Origin of the sequence: Pantoea sp. SO10, from assembly GCF_005281435.1 — a bacterium.
Classification (GTDB): domain Bacteria; phylum Pseudomonadota; class Gammaproteobacteria; order Enterobacterales; family Enterobacteriaceae; genus Pantoea; species Pantoea leporis.
The window spans coordinates 542,436-566,561 of the sequence record NZ_CP040096.1; the positions used below are offsets into that span (position 1 = coordinate 542,436).

The 24,126-nt window shown below is 55.0% G+C and carries 24 protein-coding genes and 2 pseudogenes; 14 read left to right on the forward strand and 12 right to left on the reverse strand.

The window, feature by feature from the left end:
- Positions 1-2 precede the first annotated feature (2 nt).
- The 3 genes and pseudogenes from FCN45_RS22005 (at position 3) to FCN45_RS22015 (ending at position 2,546) form a co-directional block, all read left to right on the forward strand.
- Positions 3-809: pseudogene (locus FCN45_RS22005) on the forward strand (MetQ/NlpA family ABC transporter substrate-binding protein).
- Positions 810-811: 2 nt separating this feature from the next.
- Entirely contained in the window at positions 812-1,912 is a 1,101-nt protein-coding gene (locus FCN45_RS22010) for a methionine ABC transporter ATP-binding protein (RefSeq protein WP_137387277.1), read from the forward strand.
- Complete coding sequence (locus FCN45_RS22015; RefSeq protein WP_061719142.1) at positions 1,896-2,546, forward strand: methionine ABC transporter permease; 651 nt, start codon at positions 1,896-1,898, stop codon at positions 2,544-2,546. The genes FCN45_RS22010 and FCN45_RS22015 overlap by 17 nt, the downstream gene beginning before the upstream one ends.
- A 90-nt stretch (positions 2,547-2,636) precedes the next feature.
- On the opposite strand, the gene FCN45_RS22020 is transcribed toward FCN45_RS22015, so the two are convergent.
- A complete protein-coding gene (locus FCN45_RS22020; protein ID WP_101761700.1) occupies positions 2,637-3,539 on the reverse strand; it encodes a LysR family transcriptional regulator in 903 nt (300 codons plus the stop codon).
- A 100-nt stretch (positions 3,540-3,639) separates the two neighbouring features.
- Between FCN45_RS22020 and FCN45_RS22025 the strand changes: the two genes are divergently transcribed.
- On the forward strand, positions 3,640-4,707 hold the full coding sequence (locus FCN45_RS22025; protein ID WP_137387278.1) for an SDR family oxidoreductase: 1,068 nt from the start codon (positions 3,640-3,642) through the stop codon (positions 4,705-4,707).
- Positions 4,708-4,874: 167 nt separating this feature from the next.
- Here FCN45_RS22025 and yahO read toward each other — a convergent pair whose 3' ends face one another.
- The 5 genes from yahO to FCN45_RS22050 all read right to left on the reverse strand — a co-directional run bounded on the left by yahO (position 4,875) and on the right by FCN45_RS22050 (position 8,309).
- Positions 4,875-5,144: a DUF1471 family periplasmic protein YahO gene (gene yahO, locus FCN45_RS22030; protein WP_101761698.1), complete on the reverse strand. Its 270-nt coding sequence runs from the start codon at positions 5,142-5,144 to the stop codon at positions 4,875-4,877.
- 162 nt (positions 5,145-5,306) lie between these two features.
- Positions 5,307-5,936 carry an NrsF family protein gene (locus FCN45_RS22035; RefSeq protein ID WP_110866775.1) on the reverse strand — a complete coding sequence of 210 codons (630 nt, stop codon included), beginning with the start codon at positions 5,934-5,936 and terminating at the stop codon, positions 5,307-5,309.
- Positions 5,923-6,480 carry a sigma-70 family RNA polymerase sigma factor gene (locus tag FCN45_RS22040; RefSeq protein ID WP_137387279.1) on the reverse strand — a complete coding sequence of 186 codons (558 nt, stop codon included), beginning with the start codon at positions 6,478-6,480 and terminating at the stop codon, positions 5,923-5,925. Before FCN45_RS22040 ends, FCN45_RS22035 begins: the two co-directional genes overlap by 14 nt.
- 17 nt (positions 6,481-6,497) lie before the next feature.
- Entirely contained in the window at positions 6,498-7,727 is a 1,230-nt protein-coding gene (locus FCN45_RS22045) for a protein-disulfide reductase DsbD (protein ID WP_137387280.1), read from the reverse strand.
- 15 nt (positions 7,728-7,742) lie between these two features.
- Positions 7,743-8,309 (reverse strand): peroxiredoxin, encoded by a 567-nt coding sequence (locus FCN45_RS22050; RefSeq protein WP_110866778.1) that lies wholly within the window; start codon positions 8,307-8,309, stop codon positions 7,743-7,745.
- A gap of 216 nt (positions 8,310-8,525) precedes the next feature.
- Between FCN45_RS22050 and FCN45_RS22055 the strand changes: the two genes are divergently transcribed.
- Entirely contained in the window at positions 8,526-8,864 is a 339-nt protein-coding gene (locus FCN45_RS22055) for a type II toxin-antitoxin system PrlF family antitoxin (protein ID WP_101761693.1), read from the forward strand.
- Between the two features lie 17 nt (positions 8,865-8,881).
- Positions 8,882-9,364, forward strand: coding sequence for a type II toxin-antitoxin system YhaV family toxin (locus FCN45_RS22060; RefSeq protein ID WP_210421288.1), 483 nt, complete (start codon positions 8,882-8,884; stop codon positions 9,362-9,364).
- Between the two features lie 161 nt (positions 9,365-9,525).
- Here FCN45_RS22060 and FCN45_RS22065 read toward each other — a convergent pair whose 3' ends face one another.
- Complete coding sequence (locus FCN45_RS22065) at positions 9,526-10,191, reverse strand: TetR/AcrR family transcriptional regulator (protein WP_137387281.1); 666 nt, start codon at positions 10,189-10,191, stop codon at positions 9,526-9,528.
- A gap of 79 nt (positions 10,192-10,270) precedes the next feature.
- Here FCN45_RS22065 and FCN45_RS22070 point away from each other — a divergent pair, with 79 nt between their 5' ends.
- A complete protein-coding gene (locus FCN45_RS22070) occupies positions 10,271-11,791 on the forward strand; it encodes an MDR family MFS transporter (protein WP_137387282.1) in 1,521 nt (506 codons plus the stop codon).
- 5 nt (positions 11,792-11,796) lie between these two features.
- Here FCN45_RS22070 and FCN45_RS22075 read toward each other — a convergent pair whose 3' ends face one another.
- Positions 11,797-13,212 carry an amidohydrolase family protein gene (locus FCN45_RS22075; RefSeq protein ID WP_137387283.1) on the reverse strand — a complete coding sequence of 472 codons (1,416 nt, stop codon included), beginning with the start codon at positions 13,210-13,212 and terminating at the stop codon, positions 11,797-11,799.
- A gap of 7 nt (positions 13,213-13,219) precedes the next feature.
- Positions 13,220-14,182: an ABC transporter substrate-binding protein gene (locus FCN45_RS22080; protein WP_246862585.1), complete on the reverse strand. Its 963-nt coding sequence runs from the start codon at positions 14,180-14,182 to the stop codon at positions 13,220-13,222.
- A gap of 514 nt (positions 14,183-14,696) precedes the next feature.
- On the opposite strand from FCN45_RS22080, the gene FCN45_RS22085 reads away from it, so the two are divergent.
- On the forward strand, positions 14,697-15,674 hold the full coding sequence (locus FCN45_RS22085) for an isopenicillin N synthase family oxygenase (protein WP_137387285.1): 978 nt from the start codon (positions 14,697-14,699) through the stop codon (positions 15,672-15,674).
- Between the two features lie 239 nt (positions 15,675-15,913).
- Entirely contained in the window at positions 15,914-16,465 is a 552-nt protein-coding gene (locus FCN45_RS22090; protein WP_101761687.1) for a C40 family peptidase, read from the forward strand.
- Positions 16,466-16,502: 37 nt separating this feature from the next.
- Here FCN45_RS22090 and fhuE read toward each other — a convergent pair whose 3' ends face one another.
- Positions 16,503-18,656, reverse strand: coding sequence for a ferric-rhodotorulic acid/ferric-coprogen receptor FhuE (fhuE, locus tag FCN45_RS22095; RefSeq protein ID WP_137387286.1), 2,154 nt, complete (start codon positions 18,654-18,656; stop codon positions 16,503-16,505).
- A gap of 452 nt (positions 18,657-19,108) precedes the next feature.
- Between fhuE and FCN45_RS23790 the strand changes: the two genes are divergently transcribed.
- The 5 genes and pseudogenes from FCN45_RS23790 (at position 19,109) to FCN45_RS22115 (ending at position 21,592) form a co-directional block, all read left to right on the forward strand.
- Positions 19,109-20,197, forward strand: coding sequence for a YncE family protein (locus FCN45_RS23790; protein ID WP_137387287.1), 1,089 nt, complete (start codon positions 19,109-19,111; stop codon positions 20,195-20,197).
- Positions 20,198-20,250: 53 nt separating this feature from the next.
- Positions 20,251-20,358 (forward strand): annotated as a pseudogene (locus tag FCN45_RS23910) (dihydrodipicolinate synthase family protein); the annotation flags it as partial.
- A gap of 154 nt (positions 20,359-20,512) precedes the next feature.
- A complete protein-coding gene (locus tag FCN45_RS22105; protein WP_007890154.1) occupies positions 20,513-20,728 on the forward strand; it encodes a YdgH/BhsA/McbA-like domain containing protein in 216 nt (71 codons plus the stop codon).
- Positions 20,729-20,922: 194 nt separating this feature from the next.
- The gene (locus FCN45_RS22110; protein WP_110866788.1) at positions 20,923-21,138 is read left to right on the forward strand and encodes a YdgH/BhsA/McbA-like domain containing protein; all 216 of its coding nucleotides are present in this window, start codon (positions 20,923-20,925) and stop codon (positions 21,136-21,138) included.
- A gap of 142 nt (positions 21,139-21,280) precedes the next feature.
- Positions 21,281-21,592 carry a cupin domain-containing protein gene (locus FCN45_RS22115; RefSeq protein ID WP_110866789.1) on the forward strand — a complete coding sequence of 104 codons (312 nt, stop codon included), beginning with the start codon at positions 21,281-21,283 and terminating at the stop codon, positions 21,590-21,592.
- 202 nt (positions 21,593-21,794) lie between these two features.
- Here the strand turns inward: FCN45_RS22115 and FCN45_RS22120 are convergent, their stop codons facing one another.
- Positions 21,795-22,484 (reverse strand): N-acetylmannosamine-6-phosphate 2-epimerase, encoded by a 690-nt coding sequence (locus tag FCN45_RS22120; protein WP_137387288.1) that lies wholly within the window; start codon positions 22,482-22,484, stop codon positions 21,795-21,797.
- Entirely contained in the window at positions 22,481-24,040 is a 1,560-nt protein-coding gene (locus tag FCN45_RS22125; RefSeq protein ID WP_137387289.1) for a PTS transporter subunit EIIC, read from the reverse strand. The genes FCN45_RS22120 and FCN45_RS22125 overlap by 4 nt, the downstream gene beginning before the upstream one ends.
- Positions 24,041-24,126: the final 86 nt, after the last annotated feature.

A 24,126-nucleotide genomic window follows, 5' to 3' on the forward strand; every position in this document is an offset into this window, starting at 1 on the left:
ATATGAACATTGCACGTCATTTTGCGCTGGCTGCCAGCGTCGCACTGCTGGCGTTTAGCGCCGTCGCCGCCGAAAACTACAGCGGGCCGCTGAAAGTCGGTACTACAGCAGCCTTTGCGCCGCCGCTGGAAATCGCGGTGGCTGAGGCGAAAAAACAGGGTTTGAACGTTGAGCTGGTGGAGTTCACCGACTGGACCGCGCCGAACGTCAGCGTGGAAAACGGCGATATCGATGTGAACCTGTTCCAGCACAAACCGTTCCTGGAGAATGCCAATCAGCAGGGCGGATTCCATCTGGTGCCGTACGCGCCGGCGATCATCAACAACATCGGGCTCTATTCGAAAAAACATACCGCGATTGACCAGATCCCCGATGGCGGCACGGTGGCGATTGCCAACGATCCGATTAACGGCGCGCGCGGCCTGCTGCTGCTGCAAAAAGCCAGGCTGATTAGCTTAAAACCGGGCGCGGGCCTCAAATCTACCGTAGATGACATTGTCAGCAATCCGAAGCATCTGAAGATTATCGAAGTGGAAGCGGTGCAGCTGTCGCGTTCGCTGGATGAAGTCGATTTAGCGTAGGGTTATCCGCACTATCTGCGCCTGTCGAAGACCATCGATCCGAACAATGCGCTGCTGTTTGATGGCCTGGAACATCCGGAATACGTGATTCAGTTCGTGATCCGCGACGGTCATCAGAACGATCCGCGCCTGGCGAAGTTCGTTGATATCTACCAGCATTCGCCGGTGGTGCGCGCCAAGCTGGATGACTTTTACGGCAAGCTGTATCAGCCGGGCTGGAGCCAGTAAGCATGGTGAGCCTGACGCTACCCGGCGAGCGCGATGCGTTGCTGTCACCGACGGCCGAGACGGCAGGGAAAATCCACGTGCAGATTCGTGGTTTGAGTAAACGCTATCCCGGCCAAACTCAGGATGCGCTGAAAGAGGTCGATCTGCAGGTTAAGCGCGGCGAGATTTTCGGCATCATTGGCCGTAGCGGGGCCGGTAAATCGACGCTGATCCGCTGCCTTAATCGGCTGGAAAAGCCTACTCGCGGTCAGGTGGTGATTGACGGGATTGACCTCGGTACGCTGAGCGATCGTCAGTTGGTGGATTGGCGACGCGGTACCGGCATGATTTTCCAGCACTTCAATTTGCTGTCGGCGAAAACGGTACGGGAAAACATCGAGCTGCCGATGAAAGTGGCGGGCGTGCCTGCGGCGGAGCGGCGGCGCAAAGTGGATGAACTGCTGGCGCTGGTGGGCCTTGAGCAGCGCCAGCACGCGTGGCCAGCGCAATTGTCCGGCGGGCAAAAGCAGCGCGTAGGCATTGCGCGCGCGCTGGTGCACGATCCCGAATTGCTGCTGTGTGATGAAGCCACCTCGGCACTCGATCCGGAAACCACGCGCTCGATTCTGGCGCTGCTGAAGAAGATCAATCAACAGCGTCACATCACCATTGTGCTGATTACCCATGAAATGGACGTGGTGCACGATCTCTGCCATCAGGTGGCGGTGATCGATCAGGGCGAAATCATTGAGCGCGGGCCGGTGTGGCAGGTGTACAGCGATCCGCAGCAAGAGACTACGCGACAGCTGCTCAATCCGCAGTTCAGCGCGCTGCCGGAAGCGATTCAACCGCTGCTGACGCCGACGCGCGAGCGTGGCGATTCGCGTCTGCTGGTGCGGTTGCGCTACACCGGACAGGGCGCACAGCCGGATTTGGCGGCGCTAAGCGCACGGGTTGGCGGGGAACTGACGTTAATGTATAGCGCGGTGGAGTGGGTGGACGGCAAACCGACCGGGCAAATGTTGCTGCTGCTTGATGCGCAGCATGACGCTGACACCGCGCGGACGCTTTTAACCCCGATTGCGGATCAACTGGAGATACCGGGCTATGTCACTGGCTATTGATCGTTTATGGATTGGGCTGCTGGATACGCTGCTGATGGTGGGCGTGTCGTCGCTGCTGGCGCTGGCGCTGGGTTTGCCGATGGCGGTGATTCTGGTGGTAACCGGACGCGGCGATCTGTTTCCCAGCCCGCTGCTGAATCGCGTGCTGGGCTGGGTGGTGAACCTGTTCCGCTCGATCCCGTTTTTGATTCTGATGGTGGCGCTGATTCCCTTTACCCGCTGGATCGTCGGCACCACCTACGGCGTGTGGGCGGCGGTGGTGCCGCTGACGCTGGCGGCGACGCCGTTCTTTGCGCGTATCGCCGAAGTGAGCCTGCGCGAAGTGGATAAAGGGCTGACCGAAGCGGCGCAGGCGATGGGTTTTCATCGCTGGCATATTATCTGGCATGTCTTATTACCCGAAGCGCGGCCCGGCATTGTGAGCGGGTTTACCATTACGCTGGTGACGATGATTAACGCCTCGGCGATGGCCGGCGCGATTGGTGCGGGCGGCTTGGGCGATTTGGCGTATCGTTATGGTTATCAGCGTTTTGATATGCAGGTGATGCTGACGGTGATTGTGGTGCTGGTGGCATTGGTGACGGTGCTGCAGTTCTTTGGCGACAGGTTGTCGCGCCGGTTGAATCACCGTTGATATCAAGAAAAGCGCAATAAATTGCGCCGCTACGCCAGGTGTGCAGAGGGATAGCGGCGCGATTCATCGCGCGCTTTTGACCTTATGTTTCTATCTGATCTGCAATCCCTCTAACGCCGCCAGCAACGCATCCACTTTGGGTAGCAGCTGCTTGCGGCGCGGCCAAATCAGCGTCAAGGCCAGGCCGTCCGGCTGCTGCTCGGGCAGAATAATCTCCAGCTCACCGCGCGCCAGCGGTTCACGCACCAGCCACGATGGCATCTGCGCTACGCCTAATCCGGCACACAGCGCCTGCATCTGCGCATCCACATCACCCAGCGCCATGCGGTGCGGCAGGTTACGCCAGTGCGGATAGCCATCTTCCGTGGTGAACAGCCACGGCTTGGTGCTGCCATCGACACGTTCATACATGATCGCCTGATGCTGCAACAATTCGGCTTCGCTGGTGGGCCGACCCACGCGCGCCAGATAATCGGGGGATGCGCAAAATACCATGCGTTCGCGGCCCATCTGGCGACAGCCCAGCGAGGCGGGCAGATCCGGCGATCCACCAATGCGCACCGCAACATCAATCCCCTCATCAAACAGATCGATAAAGCGATCGGAAAAAGTCAGATTGAGCTCCACATCCGGATGCTGGTGGCAAAACGGAATCAGCAGCGGCATCACGCCGAGGCGTCCATAGGTGTTCGGCACCGCTAAACGTAAGCGGCCGGAAGGAATGGTGCGCTGCGCCGCCAGCACCGCTTCGGCTTCTGCCAGCTCCTCCATAATGCGTAAACAGGTTTGGTAATAGGCGTTTCCGGCGTCGGTGAGTTTCAGGCTGCGGGTGGTGCGCTCCAGCAGGCGCGAACCCAGGCGGGTTTCCAGCCGCGTCACGCTTTTGCTCACCGCCGAACCCGTGAGATGCAGGCGCTCAGCGGCGGCGGCAAAGCTGCCGCCCTCGACGCTGGCAACAAAAGGAACGATATCTTTCAGGCGCTGATCGTGCATGGATTCGTGAACTCAGGTTATGAATGCCGTGAATTAATGCCAATGATAGGAATTAAATTCTCTATTAAACTTATCATTACTGAAACCAAGGAGAATTGAAATGCAAAAGCAGGCATTGATTGTAGGCATTAGCGGTGTGATTGGACGTGCGCTGGCGGAAAAATTGCAGCGCGAAGGTTGGCAGGTCAGCGGTTTATCGCGCGGACGTGGCGCAGTGCCGGAAGGTTGCCGCAGCCTAACCGCCGATCTGACGGATGCAGACGCAGTGCGTGCTGCGTTGGCAGAAGAGCAGCCGGATGCGCTGTTCTTCAGCGTCTGGTCGCGCCAGGAAAATGAAAAAGAGAATATCCGCGTCAATGGCGGTATGGTGCGTAACGTCATCGAAGCGCTGGGCGAGCGTCTGAAGGGATCGCATGTGGCGCTGGTGACCGGCCTGAAGCATTACCTCGGCCCGTTCGAAGCCTACGGTAAAGGCGCAGTGCCGGTGACGCCATTCCGCGAAGAGCAGGGCCGCCAGCCGGTCGATAACTTCTATTACGCGCAGGAAGACGAGGTGTTTGCCGGTGCGGAGAAATATGGCTATCGCTGGAGCGTACATCGTCCACACTCGATTGTGGGCTTTGCGCTGGGTAACGCGATGAATATGGGACAGACGCTGGCGGTGTATGCCACGCTGTGCCGCGAGCAAGGTTTGCCGTTTATCTTCCCGGGTTCGCCAGAGCAGTGGAACGGTGTGTCCGACGTGACCGACGCGGGTTTGCTGGCGGAACAGCTGCTGTGGGCCGCAACTGCGGCAGAAGCGGCCAATCAGGATTTCAACGCGGTGAACGGCGATGTGTTCCGCTGGAACTGGTTGTGGCCACGTCTGGCGGCTTACTTTGGCGTGGAAGCGGCGGAGTATCCGGCGCAGATGATGCCACTGGAAGGACGCATGCAGGATGGGGCTGAAACGTGGCGCGAGGTGGCGGCACGTTATCAATTGCGTGAAGCGGACATCACTAAACTGGCATCATGGTGGCATACCGACGCGGATTTGGGACGCCCAATGGAAGCGTTCACCGATATGAGTAAGAGCCGCAAAGCGGGCTTCACCGGTTATCGTTCAACGCTGGATTCATTTACGCAGTTATTTGATCGACTGAAAGCGGAGAAAGTGATTCCGCAGTAAATTTTGATTAAAAAGGGCGGCTCATAGGGGCCGCTTTTGCATCATTAAAATATAGCGACTCACTATCCGCTTTATTGTCAGGCAACCGGATCGGCAATTTAATTTATTGAAAATAATGCCCCAGCATAAGCCAGGTTTTTAAGTTTATACTGAGGCAAAATGGGAACTTACTTTTTCTTATAAACGATGGCGGTACCATGTATTTTGTTATTGGTATTCGCGGAGGTTACGACAAAGATATCGCCGCCTTTTTCTTCAGCCAATTTAGACAGTTCCTCTCTGGCGCTGGCGGGATCCGTTTCACCTGAGGTGGAAATGTTCCCTACCTCTACATATTGATCTTTTACCTTTTCAAACTCAACTTTGCTCATCAGGTCTGCGGCGAGTGAGCTGAAAGATACCGAGCTTGCTAATAATACGAAAATTAACTTTTTCATACGTATCCTTGGATGAGGTAATTGATGGGAATGTAATTATATTGCTATTATTCTATAGTTTAGAAATAGCGTATTTACAATGTGAGTGAGCCGATTTTTAATCTTTTGCGCGGAAATACCACACCAAAGAATTAACTTAACCATTGCACTCTTTCACTCGACTCACTTCAACGTCACCCAACGTTTCCCCACCAGCACCGTCATCGCCACAATCGTCGCTATCGCCGCCAGATGCATGACAAAATCCAGCGGATGCAGATGCACCGGATGGCAAAATGCCAGCAGCGTGACCGCCATGCAGGAGACGCCCAAACCGGCCATCGCCAGGCTGCGCACCGGATGCAGTGCGCGGGTGCGCCGCAGGCTGGCGATCATCAGCACCATCATCGGTGTGCTGACCACCAGCAGAAAGGTAAAGCAGCGCGCGCTGTCATTGTCATGTTCGATCGGCACTTCACCGGGAATCTGGCTGATGCTCATGCCGAGCCACAGCAGGCCAATCGGCAGTAGCGCTTTCCAGCTGATACTGCGGCGTCCGGCGATGCTCATGTTGAAGGCGCTGCGGATTGCCAGCGTGCCGAGCACAAAGGCCAGCACCAGCTGCAAGATCGCCTGCAGCGCGCCCGGCTGCGCCCAGTCGGTGAAACTGCGCTGCACCAGAAAGCTGGCGGCAATGCCGCAGGGCAATGCCAGCAACAGCCAGGTGATAACGCGCCAGCTAGTGGATCGCAGCGGTTTAACCGGTCGCATCTCGCGCCCGAGTTTTTCAATTAACAGGTCATGATCGGTCATGATTGGCTCCAAAGCGGCGCAGATTGGTCAGCGCGCGGTGCAGCAGCGATTTCACCGCGGCCACACTCAGATTGTTATGCGCGGCCGCTTCCGTCAGGCTCATTTCGCGCAGATGCACATGTTCGACAATTTCGCGCTGACGCGAAGGGAGCTGGCGCAGATATCCGGCCAGCTCTTCCTGCGAGTCCTGTCGCGGTGCGTCTGGCGCACTGGCGGCTTCCGGCACGATAGCGTTGTTAACTTCCCACTGCTGATGGCGGCCACGTCGCCGCAGCGCATCAATCGCGCGCGCCGAGATAATCGCCATCAGCCAGGGTAAAAAAGGGTAGGCAGGATCATAGGTGTGACGCACCCGATGCACCGTTAGCAGCACATCCTGAATCACATCTTCTACCAGTGCATCATCGGCGATCTGTTTGCGTGTTTGCGAACGAATCACCGGCACCAGCGCTTTCAGCAGTCGGGTATAGGCGAGCTGATCGCCCGCCTGCGCCTGTTCCATTAGCGCGGGCCAACCTTCACGCGCGCTATCGCTTGTTTGCATAATCCGCCTTGTTGTTCTTACGCCTTCTTGCTCGCCTGGTTCAGTGCGTTCACCACAATACTCGGTGTCAGCACCTGCGGCAGCACTTTGGGCGGTCCGCCGTCGGCAGGGTAAACCAGATACATCGGTAATCCGCCCTGACCAAATTCACTCATGGTGTCATCCACGTCCGGGTTAAATTTAGTGGAATCTGCCACCATGTACAGCGTGCCGGTTTTAGCGATGGCCTCTTTCACCGCCTGGGTTGAGAGCGAGGTTTTTTCATTCACCTGACAGGTGATGCACCAGGATGCGGTGAAATCGACAAAGATCGCTTTCCCGTGACCGCGCTGCGCTTCAACCGCCTGCGGCGTCCATTTGGCTTTGGTCACTTCCGCCGTCAACTGATCGCCCGCCAGGCCTGCGCCGGGTTTGATCAGCGTTGGCAACGGGGCGATCACCGCGATAATCAGCAGCGCCGTAACGGCAAACAGCATCTTATGACTTTTACCGGCAAAGTGGCGATGTTGCGCCATGCCGTACAACCAGCCGGCGAAGGCGACCACCACGGAAGCGGCCAGCAAGGTGGCCAGCGCCGCGCTTCCCGCTTGCTGCGCCAGCACCCACACCAGCCAGGCATACGCGCCAAACATCGGGAACGCCAGACCGCGTTTCAATACATCCATCCATGCGCCGGGACGCGGCAGGAATTTCGCCAGCGCCGGGAACAGTGAAACTAGCGTGAACGGTGCGGCGAAGCCGATGGCCAGCGCAAAGAAGATCACTAAGGCGACGGCAGGCGGCTGCACCAACGCATAACCAATGGCGCTCGCCATAAAGGGTGCGGCGCACGGCGTGGCGACGACGATTGCCAGCGCACCGGTCAACGCCGAACGCGTAAAGGCACCGCGACCAACATCAACCGAGCCGACGCGCTGCACGGATAAGCCCACTTCAAACACGCCGAGCAAATTGAGCGCGGCGGCGAGGATCACCAGCGACAGCAAGGTGATCACCAACGGCGATTGTAGCTGGAAACCCCAGCCAACCGCCGCACCACCAGCGCGTGCCGCCAGCAGGATGCCGGCCAGCGCCATCATGGTCACCACAACGCCGAGTAAAAAGCCCAAGCCTTCGCGACGCGCGCTGGCGGCGTTATCGGTATGGCGCAACAGGCCGAGCGCTTTCAGCGAGATCACCGGAAACACGCAGGGCATTAAGTTCAGAATGATGCCGCCGATGAAGGCGGCCAGCATGGCGGTTAACATCGCTGGCCTCTTTACTTAATGAGTTTGCGGGTGAGAAGCGTCGTACTGCTTCACGGCGGCAAGCGCTTTCTCAATATGTGTGTCCGGGTTTCTGTCAGTGTAACTCAGCAGAATGTCGCCATCGGGCGCGATCACGTAAGAGGTGCGATCGGACAGGGTTTTACCTTTCATCTGCATGGTGGTTTGATACTGCGCCGCCACTTTCGCACCAGGATCGGCGGCAACGGTGAATTTATCGCGGCACTCGAGTTTAGAGAAATCGCTGACCTGATCGGTATTACCCGCGGTCACGCCAATTACCGTGGCACCCATTTTGCTGAAGCTGTCTGTGGCTTCAGCAAAATCGTGCGCTTCAATGGTACAACCCGCGCTAAATGCCGCCGGGAAGAAATAGAGCACCACCGGACCTTTTTGCAGCGCCTTTTCCAGCGAGAAGGTCAACGGCTTACCGGCCAACGCGCCCTGCAGTTCGAAGTTCGGCGCTTTCGCGCCCACCGGCAATGCGGCACCGGCGTTAAAGGCCGAAAGACCCAGCGCTGCGGTCATGGTCAGGGTACAAACGAGGGATTTGATGCGTTTCATTTTTTTGCTCCTGCGATGTATGGAAGTTCCGATTTGGATGTCTCATTAGTTCAGTTCGCTGGGGCAGGGAGGAAAGTTTCGGTGCTGGGAAGAATAATTTAAAAAGGTGCAGTAATGCATTTGCATTGCACAATGCAAATGCATTACTGTGTGTCATCTTGGCGGATAGGCGGCTTTATAAGCGATGTTGCTTTGTGAGCGGCTGAGGAGGAAGAAGTGTTTAAATTTGATCTAGTGGATGTATCACTCCGTGCAGAGTCGAGGCTGACAGAACGGAGTCAAACAACTATTCCAGCGGCAATTCGCGATGCTCTACAGCTTAAACCGGGTGAAATTATCGAATATTCCCTGTTATCGGGCGGTAAAGTCATCATTTCTAAGCAAAATGATGAGCAGGATGATCCCGCTGTACTGCATTTTCTGACTTTTCTCGAACGAGATATGGTGAATAACCCGCAGCATATTCACTCAGTTCCTGTCGAATTTTGGTCAGGTCTGGAAAATTTGGTCGCTGGAATTGATGTTGATTTAGATGCTCCGCTCACGGATGACTAAACTGCGGGAGAAAGGGTGTGGACTACATGGAAATCAACGGATGGAAATTTTATTTCCACGCTTGTTTTACTGCTCAGGTAACGTCTTTAGCGCAGGAAGTGTTGCAGCTTAAAGTTGAAAAACCGCATGAATACCATAAAAAGAAACAGACGAAATTACTGGCAGCAATTTATAAGGTCGTTACAGAAGTTATTGCGCGAGATCCGCTGAATTCCCAGTTTCGACAAGGGGGAACTTTGGGGGATGAAAATCGATATTGGTATCGCGCGAAATTTTTGCAGCAGTTTCGATTGTTTTTCCGCTGTAGCGAACAGAGTAAAACCATCATTCTTGGCTGGGTGAATGATTTTGGCACATTACGCGCTTACGAAAGTAAGAACGATGCATACAAAACATTTAAGAGGATGTTGGATGCCGGACATCCACCGAGTGATTGGGGACAGCTACTGCGTGAATCGACAGGCGAATCGGGTTTTCTTTTCCGGGCACCATTCTCATAATTTATCCCTTTAATGGAATAAATTTGCTTAACTCCAGGTCGCCATAAATGGCGACTATACAGTGGTTTGGCAAAGTTTTCGTAGGGTGCGCATTCATGCGCACCTGCATACATAGGCAATTTATTGTTTAAGTGAGCGATATTACGTCATGATAAGCAACCCTACGAAGTTGACTGAATCCCCTGACAAAACAAACTCAACGTGTGCTGGACAATGATTTCACGCGAGTACGCGGGATCGCTGGCAAAGCGGGTAAAGGGCACCAGCACCAGGCTGAGAATCGAAGTCATCAGCAGTTGTGGCTCCAGATGGGGGTTGAGTAATCCTTGCTGCTGCCAGCCTTCAATCAGTTTTTTCACTTCATCACGTTCACCGTGACCAAAGCGCTTTTTAATGTGCTGACCTAAACCGCCTTCACCTTGCATCACTTCCTGCATCCACAGCGGCGCGAACCAGTTGTGTGTGGTGACGATGTCCGCGACTTCACGGATAAAGGCGCTGAACGTGGTGACGGGATCGCGCGGGTCATCTATAAAGTGCGCCACCAGGCGCTGGCGTAACGGCAAAAAACGCTCCTCAACCACAATATCCAGCAGCGATTCGCGCGACTGAAAATAGTAATTCAGCATCGCTGGACTCACGCCCGCTTTGCGCGCAATCGCGTTGAGCGAGGTTTCGCCGATGCCGTTTTCGGCATACAGCGCTAAGGTGATGTCGAGCAGATGTTCGCGCTGCTGCACGTTGATCGCGCCGCCGCGCGGACGGCCGGGACGGCGGGGTTTGACTGCGTTGGCCATATCGTCAGCAGGGACTTTTCGTGCGGTCATCTTTACTCGCTCACTTGATTCATGTCAGACTGCAAGCAATATTAATTGTGTATTTAATTAATTTCAATTGGTGTCTGTTATGAAACCCCAAACACTCGCGCCGCAGTCGGGCAGCGGGCAGGAGAATCCTCCTTCTGTCCGCTTACTGATGAGCGCTTTATTACTGGTGATGCTGCTGGCGGCGCTGGATCAAACCATCGTCTCCACCGCGTTGCCGACTATCGTCGGCGAACTGGGTGGGCTCGATCGCCTGTCGTGGATCGTCACCGCTTATATGCTGGCTTCGACGATTGTGGTGCCGCTGTACGGCAAATTCGGCGACCTGTTTGGTCGTAAATCGGTGCTGCAGATCTCGGTGGTGCTGTTTTTGATTGGCTCGGCGCTGTGCGGTCTGGCGCAGAATATGGAGCAGCTGATTTTCACTCGTGCGCTGCAAGGCTTAGGCGGCGGTGGTTTGATGGTGGTGAGTATGGCGGCGGTCGCTGATGTGATTCCCCCGCAAGAGCGCGGTAAATATCAGGGCCTGTTTGGCGGCGTTTTCGGTCTGGCAACGGTGATTGGGCCGCTATTGGGCGGTTTTATCGTGCAGCACGCTTCATGGCGCTGGATTTTCTACATCAATTTGCCGCTTGGTTTGTTTGCGCTGGTGATCATCAACGCAGTGTTTAAGACCGACAACAAACGCAAGCCGCATGAGATTGACTATCCCGGCGCGGTGTTTCTCAGCCTGGCGCTGGTGGGTATCACGCTGTTTACCAGCGAAGGCGGCACGTTACGTGAATGGTCCGATCCGCTGCTGTGGTGCATTCTGGCGTTTGGTGTAATTGGCGTGATCGGTTTTATTTATGAGGAGCGCCGCGCCTGGGAACCGATTATTCCGCTGTCACTTTTCCGCAATCGCAGCTTCTCGCTCGCCAGTTTGATGGCGTTTATCGTTGGCATGTCGCTGTTTGGCAGCGTGACGTTTTTACCGCTCTATCTGCAGGTGGTGAAGGGCTCGACGCCGACCGAAGCCGGTTTACAGCTGCTGCCGCTGATGGGCGGATTGCTGATCACTTCCATCGTCAGCGGACGCATTATTAGCCGTACCGGCAAATATCGCCTGTTCCCGATTGGCGGTACCTTGCTGGCGACTATCGGCATGGCGCTGCTGACCACGCTGACCATTGATGCGCCGCTGTGGCATATCTACCTGTTTGCCTGCGTGTTGGGGATGGGAATGGGCATGGTGATGCAGGTGCTGGTGCTGGCGGTACAGAACACCGTAACGCCCGATCGCATCGGTGTCGCTACCTCGTCGGTCACGTTGTTCCGCTCGGTTGGCGGTTCGATTGGCGTGGCGCTGTTTGGCGCGGTGTTTAGTCAGGTGCTGAAATCGGGTTTGACCACGCTGGTGGAGCAGGGCAAAGCATTGCCGCGTACGCTCGATCCTGATGCGGTGCACCGTTTGCCGCATGATGTGCAGCAAGCCTATTTGCAGGTGTTTGGCGATGCGGTGCATTCAGCCTTTCAAATGGCGGCGGGTGTGATGCTGCTGGCCTTTGTGCTGTCGCTGTTTCTGCCAGAATCACCGCTGCGTAAGAAAGACGCAGCGGCGTAACGCGGTTAAACCGCCGCGCGTTGTTGCAAGGTTTTTACCGCTTGTGCAGCGTCGCGGCCCAGTTCCGCCAAATCCACTCCGGCAATCACATCATCCTGCACCAGCAGTTTTCCGGCACAAATCAGCGCCTTTAAACTGGCGCGTCCGCCGCTGGCCACCGGGCCAATGGCAGGATCGTGCAAACCAAAATAGCGCGGATCGTCGAGCCGATAGATGGCGATATCGGCGGCCATGCCAGGTGCAAGGCGGCCGGTGTTTAAGCCCAAAACCTGCGCGCCACCGGATGTGCCCCAGCGCACCACATCTTCAATGCGGGCGGCGTCGCCACCGCCTTCAAAGGTTCCACCGGCATAACGCGGCTGCGCCAGCATGCCTTTGCGTGCGCGCTGGAGCTGCCAGGCGGCGTGAGCTTCGCTTTGCATATCCGCCGCTTCATTTGAGGCCGCGCCATCGACGCCAATCGAGATCTTCACGCCTGCGTGTTCCATTGCCACCAAATCGGCAATGCCGCTGCCGAGGCGCGCGTTACTTTGCGGGCAGTGCGCGATACCGCTGCCCGCCGCGCCCAGCATGGCGATCTCTTCAGGCAGCAGTTTCACCAGATGCGCAAACCACACGTCATCGCCAATCCAGTCGTGTTCGGCGCAAAACTGCAGCGGCGTCATACCGAACTTTGCAAGTGCGGCATCGAGATAATCAACGGTTTCCGACAGATGGCTGTGCAGGCGAATACCGAGCTGACGCGCCAAACGCGCGCTCTCGCGCAGCTCCTGCGGCGTGGTGGAGTGCAGCGTGGTGGTCGGCGCCATCACGATGCGGCGCATCGCGCTATCCTGCGGTTGGTGATAGCGCGCCACCAGACGATCAACATCGGCCATCATGCTGTCAAAGCTTTCCGGGCGCAGTGCGGTGGGCAAGTCGCTCTCTAAGCCACGGCTTTGCGTCGCACCGCCGCGACACAGCACGAAGCGCACGCCTAGCTTGTCGGCTTCATCGAACAGGATTTCTGCGCCATCAAACGGCATATCAGGCCAGTAAAGATAGTGATGGTCTGCGATGGTGGTGCAGCCGGAACGCACCAGCTCGACCAGACCCACCCGCGCGGCGATGCGAAATGTCTGTTCGTCGAAGGCACCACGAAAGCGATACGGCGTCGCCGCCAGCCAGCCGCCCAGACTCTGATTCAGACCTTGGGGTTCGCCTTTCAGCAGCGATTGAAACAGATGATGATGCGTATTAACCCAGCCGGGATAAACCACGCAATCGCGGGCGTCGATCACGGTTTCATCGGCGACAGCATCGAGTTCGCCCATCTCCACAATCAGGCCATCGCGCAGTCGAATATCGCGCGCGCTGCTACGCGGTTGCTGTTTATCGCCGGTCAGGATCGCGGCGCAGTGTTGAATTAGCAGTTGGCTCATGAGCACCTCACTCCACTTTCGCCGCGACAAACTGCGTGCTAAACGCGCTCTGCCAGTCGGTGGACGCTTTGAGTAAACCGGCGTTGACCATAAAGTCACGCGTTGCCTGCCAGCGTTTATCCGTCATCACGCCTAAACCTTGCTGCACGGCATCGCCGCCGTCAATCAGGTGCAGCGCTTTCATCTGCGATACGCCAAAGGCGAGAACCGCGTCGGTCATCTGCGGGTTCTCTTTTTTGATCAGCGCATTACCGGCAGCCGGATTGGCAAGGTAGGATTTCCAGCCTTCCATCGATGCCGCCACAAAACGCTTCAGGACATCCGGCTCTTTTTGCAGCAAATCGTCGCGCGTCACCAGAATGCCGCCGTATGCCGGATAGCCATAATCGGCAAACAGATAGAATTTGCTGTCCGGCTGCACCTCTTTAATTTGCTGCACTTCGGAGGTGGCATAAGCCTGCTGCGCGGTGTTTTTGTCGGCGAGAAACGGTTGCATGTTGAAGGTGTAAGGGCGCGCCTGACCATCCTGCAGCTGATATTTGCCTTTCAGCCACGGCCACCAGCTGGCTTGTCCGCTGGCAGAAACCAGCACGGTTTTACCTTTCAGCTGATCCAGCGACTTCACATCGCCGTGGGTGACAATGCCCTGTGGATCAAACTGAAACGGCGCGGCGATGGCTTTCAGTGGGAAGTTGCGCTCAACGCCCTGCAGCACTTGCAGGTCATAGCTGACGATGACATCAGCACGATTCGCCAACAGCAGCGTCATGTTATTCAGCTGTGGCCCGCCGGAGCGCACCTCAACATCCAGCCCATATTTTTTATAGATGCCGGTGGCGAGCGCCTGGTAATAACCGCCTTGTTCAGCCTGCGCGACCCAGGTGGTTTGCAATATCAGTTTGTCGGCGGCGTGCGACAGTGCAGAGCTGCTCAGCAGAGCAGCGAATAAGGAGAAACGGAAACGCGACATTGTCATATAACCCCCAATAAACGTTAAGTTTGTTGTCGTCATCAGGGGCGTAGCGGCGCATGGCGTGCTCACGATGCGTAATGCGCATCGTCCCCTGACGAGGTACAGCTAATGCTGTAGAGCAATGTCCTGCGTGCATCTGTTGTCACGCTGACCGCTTATACTCAGTTGGTATTTAGCAAAGCGCATGCCATTCGTGCAACCCACTGAAAGCAATAGAGTTGATACTGATGGTGCCGGGCTTTTGCTTCATTGACCGCTCATTGATGAGGCAAGTCAGCGCGTTTTGCACCGCCATTGTGCAGACCGGATGTGGCAGATTCCCTAACGTATTGATTATAAGCGGCGCAGCGTGCTGGCACAGCCTTTGCTTGGCTGAAACTGAGTAGAAGCTGTCAACCGTGGTTTCACCCGGTGGGTCATTGCTCGATCGCCTGTGGTATTCAGCAGGCGCGGGGATGACTGCCACGCTGCGGGTAAGTCATCCGTTATCGCTCAATAACGAGGTGCACCAATGGAAAAGACCACTTATGACATGCATGAACTGGCGAAAGAGTCGCGTATGGGCGCGCGCGGCGTAGAAGCTGCACGTGATGTGCGCATCATCGATCTCTCCGATTTCGACCAACGTAAAGCGGAAATAGCCGATCAGCTGTGGCAAGCCGCCACCGAGATTGGGTTTTTCCAGGTTTCCGGCCACGGTATTCCGCTCGACGACATCAATGCGGCTTTTACCAACGCAGAGCGCTTTTTCTCACTGCCGCAAAGTGACAAAGCGCGTCATCCACTCAGCCGCAATGCCGGCTGGGAATACCGCGCGCAAATCCGTCCATCTACCGGTAAACCGGACCAAAAAGAGTCGTATCAGGTGACGCGTCCGCGCATGGCAGGCTTGTGGCCGGATGAGGCCACCTTGCCGGGTTTCCAGCATGATGTACTGAAGTTCGAGCGTCAGTGCTGGGAAGTCGGCATGCGCTTGCTCTCCTGTTTTGCCCTGAAGCTGGGATTCCCCGACGATTTCTTTGCCAAAGCGCATGAGCCTTCGCACGAAACCTACCAAAGCACGCTGCGGATGCTGCACTACTTTGCCATCAGCGGCGAGCCAGATGGTCCGTGGCGCGCCGGGGCGCACACCGATTTCGATTGTCTGACCTTGCTGTTCCAGCGTGATGGGCAGGGCGGTTTGCAGGTGTGTCCGGGCAAAGAGATGGAAGAGCAAATCTGGACGCCGATCCCGCCGCTGGAAGGCTTAATTACCTGTAATATCGGCGATATGTTGATGCGCTGGAGTGATGACAAGTTACCGTCGAACTTCCATCGCGTCAGCAATCCGCTGCCGGGTGAATCGGTGCCGGCACGCTACAGCCTGGCGTTTTTCTGCCAGGCGAATGAAGATGTGATTATTGAAGGACCGGAGAAAAAATACCCGCCTATTTCCGCGAAGGATTATCTGGCGCAGCGTATTAGCGCCAATTTCTCCGGCAAGTATTAAACTTACAGCTGTAAGCCGAAATTGATGTCGTTCTGTGCAGGAGCGCAAATATTCTCCTGCACAGAAAAAGCCCAGCGCGGAAAATAGATTTTTAACTCAAATACAAGATGTTACCGTTGCGTAAACTTAGGTAAAATCAACCGACAAATAAAAGATTTCACTGCACGCCTATTTATTTCTGCAACTTTTTTACGGTATAAATCTCTGACCACTGTCTCCCTCAGCGAAATCACCATCACATGATCAATTCTGCCGCCAGCAAAGTTATCGCCTGCCTGTTTGTTTTCACTCTGGCAGGTTGTTCTTCGAAGTCTTCGCATGCGCCTGCTGAGGAAAGCGTTGATACCTCTGCAGACAACGGCAAACAGCCCGATTTAATCCCGGTGATTGCCGCGCTGCACGATCAAATGCATTCGTGGGAAGGGACCAAATATCAGTGGGGCGGCACACAATTAACCGGCGTCGATTGCTCGGGATTTGTCTGGCGCACGCTGAAAGATCGTTTCAATATTCCGATGGATCGCGTCACCACCAAAGAGTTAATTGCCATGGGCAAACCGGTGGATCAGGCGCATTTGCAACCCGGTGATTTAGTGTTCTTCCGCATTAAACGTGAGCTGCACGTCGGCTTTTATGACACCGATCATCAGTTCCTGCACGCTTCGGTGAGTCAGGGCGTGATGCGCTCTTCGCTAAATAATCCGTACTGGAAATCGGTTTATTTAGAGGCGCGGCGCTTGCCGAAAGAACAGAATTCGCAGATCAGTTTCAATTATAAAAACAAGGTTTGATGAGAGGTGCGCATAAATGCGCACCTTGAGACTTTAATTAAAACTGATACGAAACGCTCATCGAAACACTGCGCGGTGCGCCATAAACGTAGCTGTTCATGTAACTGTAATATTCGCGATCAAACAGGTTATCGACGTTCGCCTGCACCGCCACCTGCTTAGTCACCTGATAGCGCGCAAACAGCGAAGCCAGCGGAATGCTGCCCTGATAAACACGCACGCTATCGCCGCTGGCATTGGTGGCATCTTCAAACACGCGGTTCTGCCAGTTGATGCCGCCGCCAACCGTGAGATCCGGCAACATCGGCAGCTGATAACGGCTAAACAGCTTGAAGGAAGTTTGCGGCTGATAGCTGTTGAAACGTCCCTCTTTATCCCGCGCCACGTAGCGTGTGGCACCGAACGTCAGCTGCAGATTATCCGTTAGCGCGCCATTCAGCTCAAACTCCGCACCTTTACTGACCGCACCTTTGGCGGGCGCATAAACCTGTTCGTTGCCGCTCAGGTAGACGCCATTAATCGCCTGACCCACGTTGTCCTGCTCAATACGGAATACCGCCACCGTCGCCGTTAATCGACCATCATACCAGGCGGACTTCAGACCGGTTTCATAGCTTTTGCCGGTCACCGGCGACAGGTATTTACCGTTGATGTCACGATCGGTTTGCGGCAGGAAGATCGAGGTATAGCTGCCGTACGCCGACCAGGTATCGTTGATGTCGTACACCAAACCAGCGTACGGCGTGGTGTTATTGTTCGTCATATCACCGCTGCTGCCGTTGGTGCTCCACTGCGTGTAACGCGCACCAATAATCAGCGACAGCGGATCGGCCAGCGAGAAGCGTGCGGCGGTATAAGCCGATTTCTGGCGAATGGTATCGTCGGCATTCTGATACCAACCTTGCCACTGCGGCTCGGCAATGTTGCCGTTCCAGCTGTTATTGAAAATGCCCATATCGTTTGAGGCGATGTTGTAGTTTTCCAGATCGGTAACGCCATCCTGGCTGTAAGTGGCGTTGTGCTGGCGGCTGTAGCTCACGCCCGCCATTAACTGATGCTGACGACCTAACAGCTCAAACGGACCGCTGGCGTAGCCGTCGAACGAATCCATCTGACGTTTACCGCGATCCATGCTGCCGAAGCCGGTGGTGCCTTCGCCGCTGTCCTGATCGGCGCTGCCCATCACATACAGCAGCTTATCGTTAAAGGTGTTCTCGGCGTGCGTGCCGTTGACGTGGATGTTCCAGCCGTTATCGAAGTTATGATCGATGTCGGCGAATATTTTGCGCGAATTAGTGTTGTAGCGCGCCCAGTTGGCGGCGGAGTTGAGGCTGCGATCGTAATGCGTGGTGGCGTTGTTGCTGTAGAACATCGGCAAGCCGCCCCACGTTGGATTGCCGGTGTTGGCATCTTCGTAGTCGTAGCCCAGCGACAGCGTGGTGTGCTCAGTGATGTCGGCATCAATCACGCCGTAGAGGAATTTTTTGGTTTTGTGGTAGCGATCAAGCCAGCTGTCTTCATCGCTGTAACCGGTTACGACGCGACCGCGCAGGCTGCCATCCTGGTTTAGCGGTGCTGAGAGATCCGCAACATAACGCTGTTTGTTCCAGCTACCGTAGCTGGCGCTGACCGCACCGGTAAAGGTTTTGCTGTCGGCGTGTTTACGTACCATGTTGATCGACGCTGACGGGCTGCCCGCGCCGGTCATCAATCCGGTGGCGCCGCGTACGATCTCAATACGATCGTAAATGGCGGTATCAGAAGCGGCATCACCGTAGTTCCAGGCGTCATTAACCGAGGTCGGGATGCCATCGAACGAGAAGTTGGTGACTTTAAAGCCGCGCGAATAGTATTCCGAGCGTTCGCTGTCGATCAGATTGGTCGAGATGCCGGTGGCGTTGGTCAGCACATCGTTCACCGATTGCAGGTTCTGATCCTGCATGCGCTGTTGCGTTACCACGCTCATTGACTGCGGTACATCGCGTGGCGTCAGCAACAGCTTAGTGCCCGCTCGCGTGGTTTTTACCGCGTAATCCTGCTTTTCATTGTTATCGCTGTCGCCGCTTGCGGATGTATCGACCACCAAATCCTGCTGCGAATCGCTTGCTGCCTGCGCCAGGCTTGGCGTAAGTAGGGCATGAATCGTCACCGCCAGCAGTGAGACGTTAAAGGTTTTCCTGATGCCAGACATAAAATTTCCTGTTGAAACGCGTGTTATAGGAAGCTGTTTTGCTTCGTTTTTTATCGTTTACGTCGTAACTCATTCGCCCAAATGGGCAGAAGAGCAGGTACGCAAACCGCCACTGCGTATTTATTGAGAAAGCCAATGATAATCATTTGCTTTAAGGAATCTGCGGAAGGTTGCAACTGTAATTGTAATAATGTGTAATTAAGTTATGAATCAACGGTTTACGGGTGAAGATAACCTGTTAATTGCTCACGTTTTCCTATTTTTTCAGGCGATATTTGGAGGTTTTTAGTAAAGAAAGGTGTGCGGCATGCTGGAATCGATCTACGGCAACGTAAGGAAGATCGTCGAGAAAGTTGCTAAGTTCATGCTAATGCGTATGATTCTCATTCTTCTTGAGTTTTCCGTATGCGTACGCGCGTAACGGAGCCGTTCATCCATTGATGGAGTTGAGCATGAAATCGTTATTTAGCCCGCGCAAAGCCGCCGTAGCGGCAGCGATAGTCGCTGCATTCAGCCTGACCGCTTGCCAGGCTCCGGCTAAAAAAGCCGAAGCGCCAGCCGCCGCTGCCAAGCCAGTTGATATTTCTTTGACCCAGCGCACGCTGGGCGATGGCCTGTATGAAATGGCGTATTCGCCTGCTGCGAAAGCGTTATACGTTGCCAGCGCGCAGAGCTTTAAAGACGTTAACGGTGGTGTAATTTATCGTCTCGACCCAACCACACTGGAAACCAAAGGCGTTACGCATACCGATTTGAAAAACTTTGGTACGGCGATCGATGAAGCGGGCAACGTGTTCTACACCACCAACTCGCTGGATGGCGCTATCTCTAAAGTGGATGCGCAGAGCGGCAAAGTGCTGGAACGTTTAGTCTTCCCAGGTAAGAAAGATAAAGAAGGTTATCCGGCGGGCGCGCGTGAAGTGCTGTGGCACGGCAACGAACTGTATGTCGGTCGCGTAGCCGATCCGGGTTACATCTCGGTGGTTGATGAGAAAACCTTCAAGCTAAAAGCCACCATCAAGAATGCAGGCAAATGGGTAACCGGCATCATCTATTCCCCGCTGACTGAGCGCATTTACGCGACCAACGGCGCGGGCGAAATTCTGGTGATCAATCCACGCACCCACAAAATTGAGAAGCGCTGGACCGCCGGCGACGGTAAAGAGTATCTGTTCCTGAACATGGCGGAAGATCCGGCTACCGGCCGCCTGTTCGTAACCGATGATTCGAAAGGCAAAGCCACGCTGGTGTTTGATGAGCGCACTGGGAAAGTGATCAAGCGTATTGAAGGTGATGCGCTAGCGATTAAATTCAACGCTAAGCGTAATGAGATCTACATCAGCCAGCGCGAATCGAAGAAAGTGCTGCAGCTGGATGCCACCACTTACGCGGTGAAAAACAGCTGGTCGTTTGATAACAATCCAAACAGCCTGCTGATTGGCCCGGACAACAACACGCTGTATGTCACGTTGAAAGCGGAGTTCAACAAAGACTCCTCAACCAAAGGCCAGGATCAGATTGCGCGCATCGCGCTGAAATAATCCCCGACCTGTAGCGATAATCCATGCCCTCGTAAGAGGGCATTTTTGTTTCTGATGTCTTTGCCGCAGCAGGCCTAACCGCCGGTTGTGAAGTGTGGTATTCGGTGTGCGGCGGACTGTTTCCGCGCACCGCTAAAGCGCTTATGGATGTGGCAAAAGTTAAAAAGGTCATCACCGAGCTCGATCTGGCGTAGTGATAATGAGTTGATTAACTGTGATCGCACTAATAGTTAATCTGATAATAGTTTCAATGGTTATCATTGTTTCCATCGAAGGCGCATAGCCTTCAAATCAAACAACCAAAGGAATACGACCATGAAAACTATCAAAACTCTGACTATCGCCGCTGCTGCCGCTCTTTCACTGATGTCTGCTGCCAGCTTCGCACAGACCGTTTCAGCAACCTCGCTGACTCTGGATGGTGCTGAAGCGAAAATCGCTGCGCAGGCAAAACAGAACGGTGAGCAGTACAAAATTTTAGAAGCGAGCAACGGCAACGTCGTACACATGACTGCAGAACTTTACAAATAACGGATGGTTGCATATGGATGTGCCAGAACAGGTCGCCTACGGGCGGCCTTTTTTGTCGATATAACGCAGAAACTGTATAGTTACGTAAGTTATCGTGAGCGCACTAATGGTTAATATTGAAACGATAACTTGAGTTACTATTATTCTCATCGAAGGCACACAGCCTTCTCGTTAAACCACTAAGGATTATGACCATGAAAACTATCAAAACACTGTCTATCGCCGCTGTTGCTGCTCTTTCAATGATGTCCGCTGCTAGCTTTGCTCAGAGTATATCTGTTGAGTCATCTACTCTGGATGGCGCAGAAGCGAAAATCGCAGCACAGGCACAAGAGCAGGGCGCTCAGTACAAAATTACTGAAGCCAACACTAACAACCGCGTACACATGACTGCCGAGTTATACAAATAAGTTAATTGCACAAGCAGTTGTGTTAAGGCCGCCTTCGGGCGGCTTTGTTGTATCTGAATGTCCGTAAATGGCCTGCAAATGTCCCGCCGCACGCCTGGGCTGTGTGTATCATCAACGCAGTTCTCCCCCACACGGATATCGCATGAAAACCTACGTCAGCAAAAACTTCTCTCCTGCCATAGCCTGGGAAGCGTTAGACATCGCCAACTTCGCCGGCACCAGCGTGCGTCTGCACTGGACCAATCAACCTTACAAGTGGCACATCAATGATGGCGAAGAAGTGTTTGCGGTGCTGGATGGTGCGGTAGAGATGCATTACCGCGAAGCAGGCGAGGTGAAGAAAGTGCTGCTGAATAGCGGCGACATTTTCTACGCCAGCATCGGCACCGAGCATGTTGCGCACCCGCAAGGCGAAGCGCGCGTATTAGTGATCGAAAAAGAAGATTCGGTTTAACGCCGGATACTGACTCACCTAAACACGCTAACGCATCAAGTGTGTTAGCGTGTTTGAGATTCACAATCGTGCGAAAAGTAACCGCCTGCGCGCATCGGGCGCGGTGTGGTGCGAGGCGAGTTTTATCCACAGGTTAACGGCGACTCTACGCACGGGGATTGTGGATAACCTTAGGCGAGGCGCCTAATGGGCACCTCAAAAATTAATTGATGGCATTCACAAAGCGGCGCGTTATCTGCTGTGGACGCGTAATCGCGCCGCCGACCACCACCGCATGCGCGCCCAGCGCCAGACAATGCGCCGCCATTTCCGGCGTTTCAACATTCCCCTCGGCAATCACCGGCACCTTTACCGCAGCCAATACGTCGCGCAGGAAGCGGCAATCATCGGCGGCCAAATAGCAGCCTTGCGTTTCTGCGGTGTAGCCGTGCAGCGTGGTGCCGACACAATCGAAAGCTAATTGCGCCGCCTGACGCGCTTCTTCCACCGTGGCGATGTCCGCCATCAGCAACAGTTGCGGATAGCGTTGGCGAATCGCTGCCACCAACGCCGGCAGCTGCAAATCGCCGGGACGTGTGTGTAACGTGGCATCCAGCGCAATCATCGCCGGATTCACCACCATCAACTCATCCACTTCCCGCAGCGTCGCGGTGATATACACATCGCTGCCGGGATAGTCGCGCTTAATAATGGCGATAATCGGCAAATCCACGGTTTGCATAATCTGCTGCACGTCGATCAGGCTGTTGGCGCGAATCGCCGCCGCACCGCCTTCCATCGCCGCTAACGCCATGCGCGACATAATAAACGGGCTGTGTAACGGCTCATCTTCCAGAGCCTGACACGAGACCACCAGTTTTCCCTGAATCTGGGCCAGCATCGGTGCTTTCATAGCGCGAGTAACTCCTCTACTTCATTTTTGATAATGGTGACGTGCGGGCCATAAATCACCTGCACGCCTTTGCCACGTTGGATCACGGCGCGTGCGCCGGTAGCTTTCAATGCGTTTTCATCGAGTTTGCTGCTGTCGATCAGCGTGATGCGCAGACGGGTGGCGCAGCAATCCAGTTCGGCGATGTTCTGCTTGCCGCCTAAAGCCGCGATCACCTGCAGTGGACGTTCTCCGGCGACCATCGGCGCAGTTTCAACGCTGGCGTCTTCGCGCCCCGGCGTTTTGAAATTGAAGCGGGTGATAAGCAAGCGGAAAGTAAAGTAATAGAGCAGGAACCACGGCACGCCAACCAGCGGAACATACCACCAATGGGTTTTCGCTTCGCCCTGCAATACGCCGAACAGAATGAAATCAATCAGGCCGCCCGAGAAGGTTTGGCCGATGGTGATGTGCAGGATGTGGGCGATCATAAACGCCAGCCCATCAAACAGCGCGTGGATGACATACAGCATCGGCGCGACAAACAGGAACGAGAACTCAATCGGTTCGGTGATGCCGGTAAGGAAAGAAGTCAGCGCCGCCGACAGCAGCAATCCGGCCACGCGTTGACGGTTTTCCGGCTTAGCGGTGTGGTACATCGCCAGACACGCGCCGATCAGGCCAAACATCATGGTGATGAAGCGCCCGGACATAAAGCGCGCGGTGCCAATGTAGAATTGTTGCGTGTGGGGATCGGCAAGCTGGGCGAAGAAGATGCGCTGCGTGCCTTCCACCAGATGTCCGTTGATCACTTCGCTGCCACCGAGTGCGGTGGTCCAGAACGGCAGATAGAAGATGTGATGCAGGCCGAACGGGCCGAGCATGCGCAGCACGAAGCCGTAAATAAAGGTGCCGAAATAACCGGTGGCATCCACCAATCCGCCCATGCCAAAAATCAGCTTCTGGAAATGCGGCCAGACGATGGTCATCGCCGCGCCCACCACAATGGCGACCAAGGAGCTGATAATCGGCACGAAGCGCGAGCCACCAAAGAAGCCAAGGAACTGCGGCAGGGCGATTTTGTTGTAGCGATTATGCAGCATGGCCGTCACCAGCCCGATCACCACGCCACCAAATACGCCGGTTTCCAGCGTCTGAATGCCGAGCGCCATGCCTTGTCCCACCGCGCTAAGGTTGCCCTGCGCCAGCACGCCGGTCAGCGTCAGCAGCGCATTGATGGTGGCGTTCATTACCAGATAAGCCAGCAGCGAGGCCAATCCGGCGGTGCCTTTGTCGCTTTTGGCCAATCCTACCGCTACGCCAACCGCAAACAGCACCGCGAGGTTGGCGAACACCACCGATCCGGCGCTCGCCATGATGGTGAACACGCCTTGCAGCCAGGCGACATCGAGGAATGGATAGGCTTTGACGGTGTTGGGATTGGAGAGTGCGCCGCCAATGCCCAGCAGCAAACCGGCCGCCGGTAGCACGGCGATAGGTAACATGAACGACTTACCAAACCGCTGGGCTTTTTCAAACCAACCCCCTGAAGAGGCACCGCTGAACAGTGATGACATAAATTTTTATCCCTGAAGTGATGTTGTGGTAAAAATTATTATCACAATCTAATTCACAAGATGAAAATTTCCATCATTATTGTGAT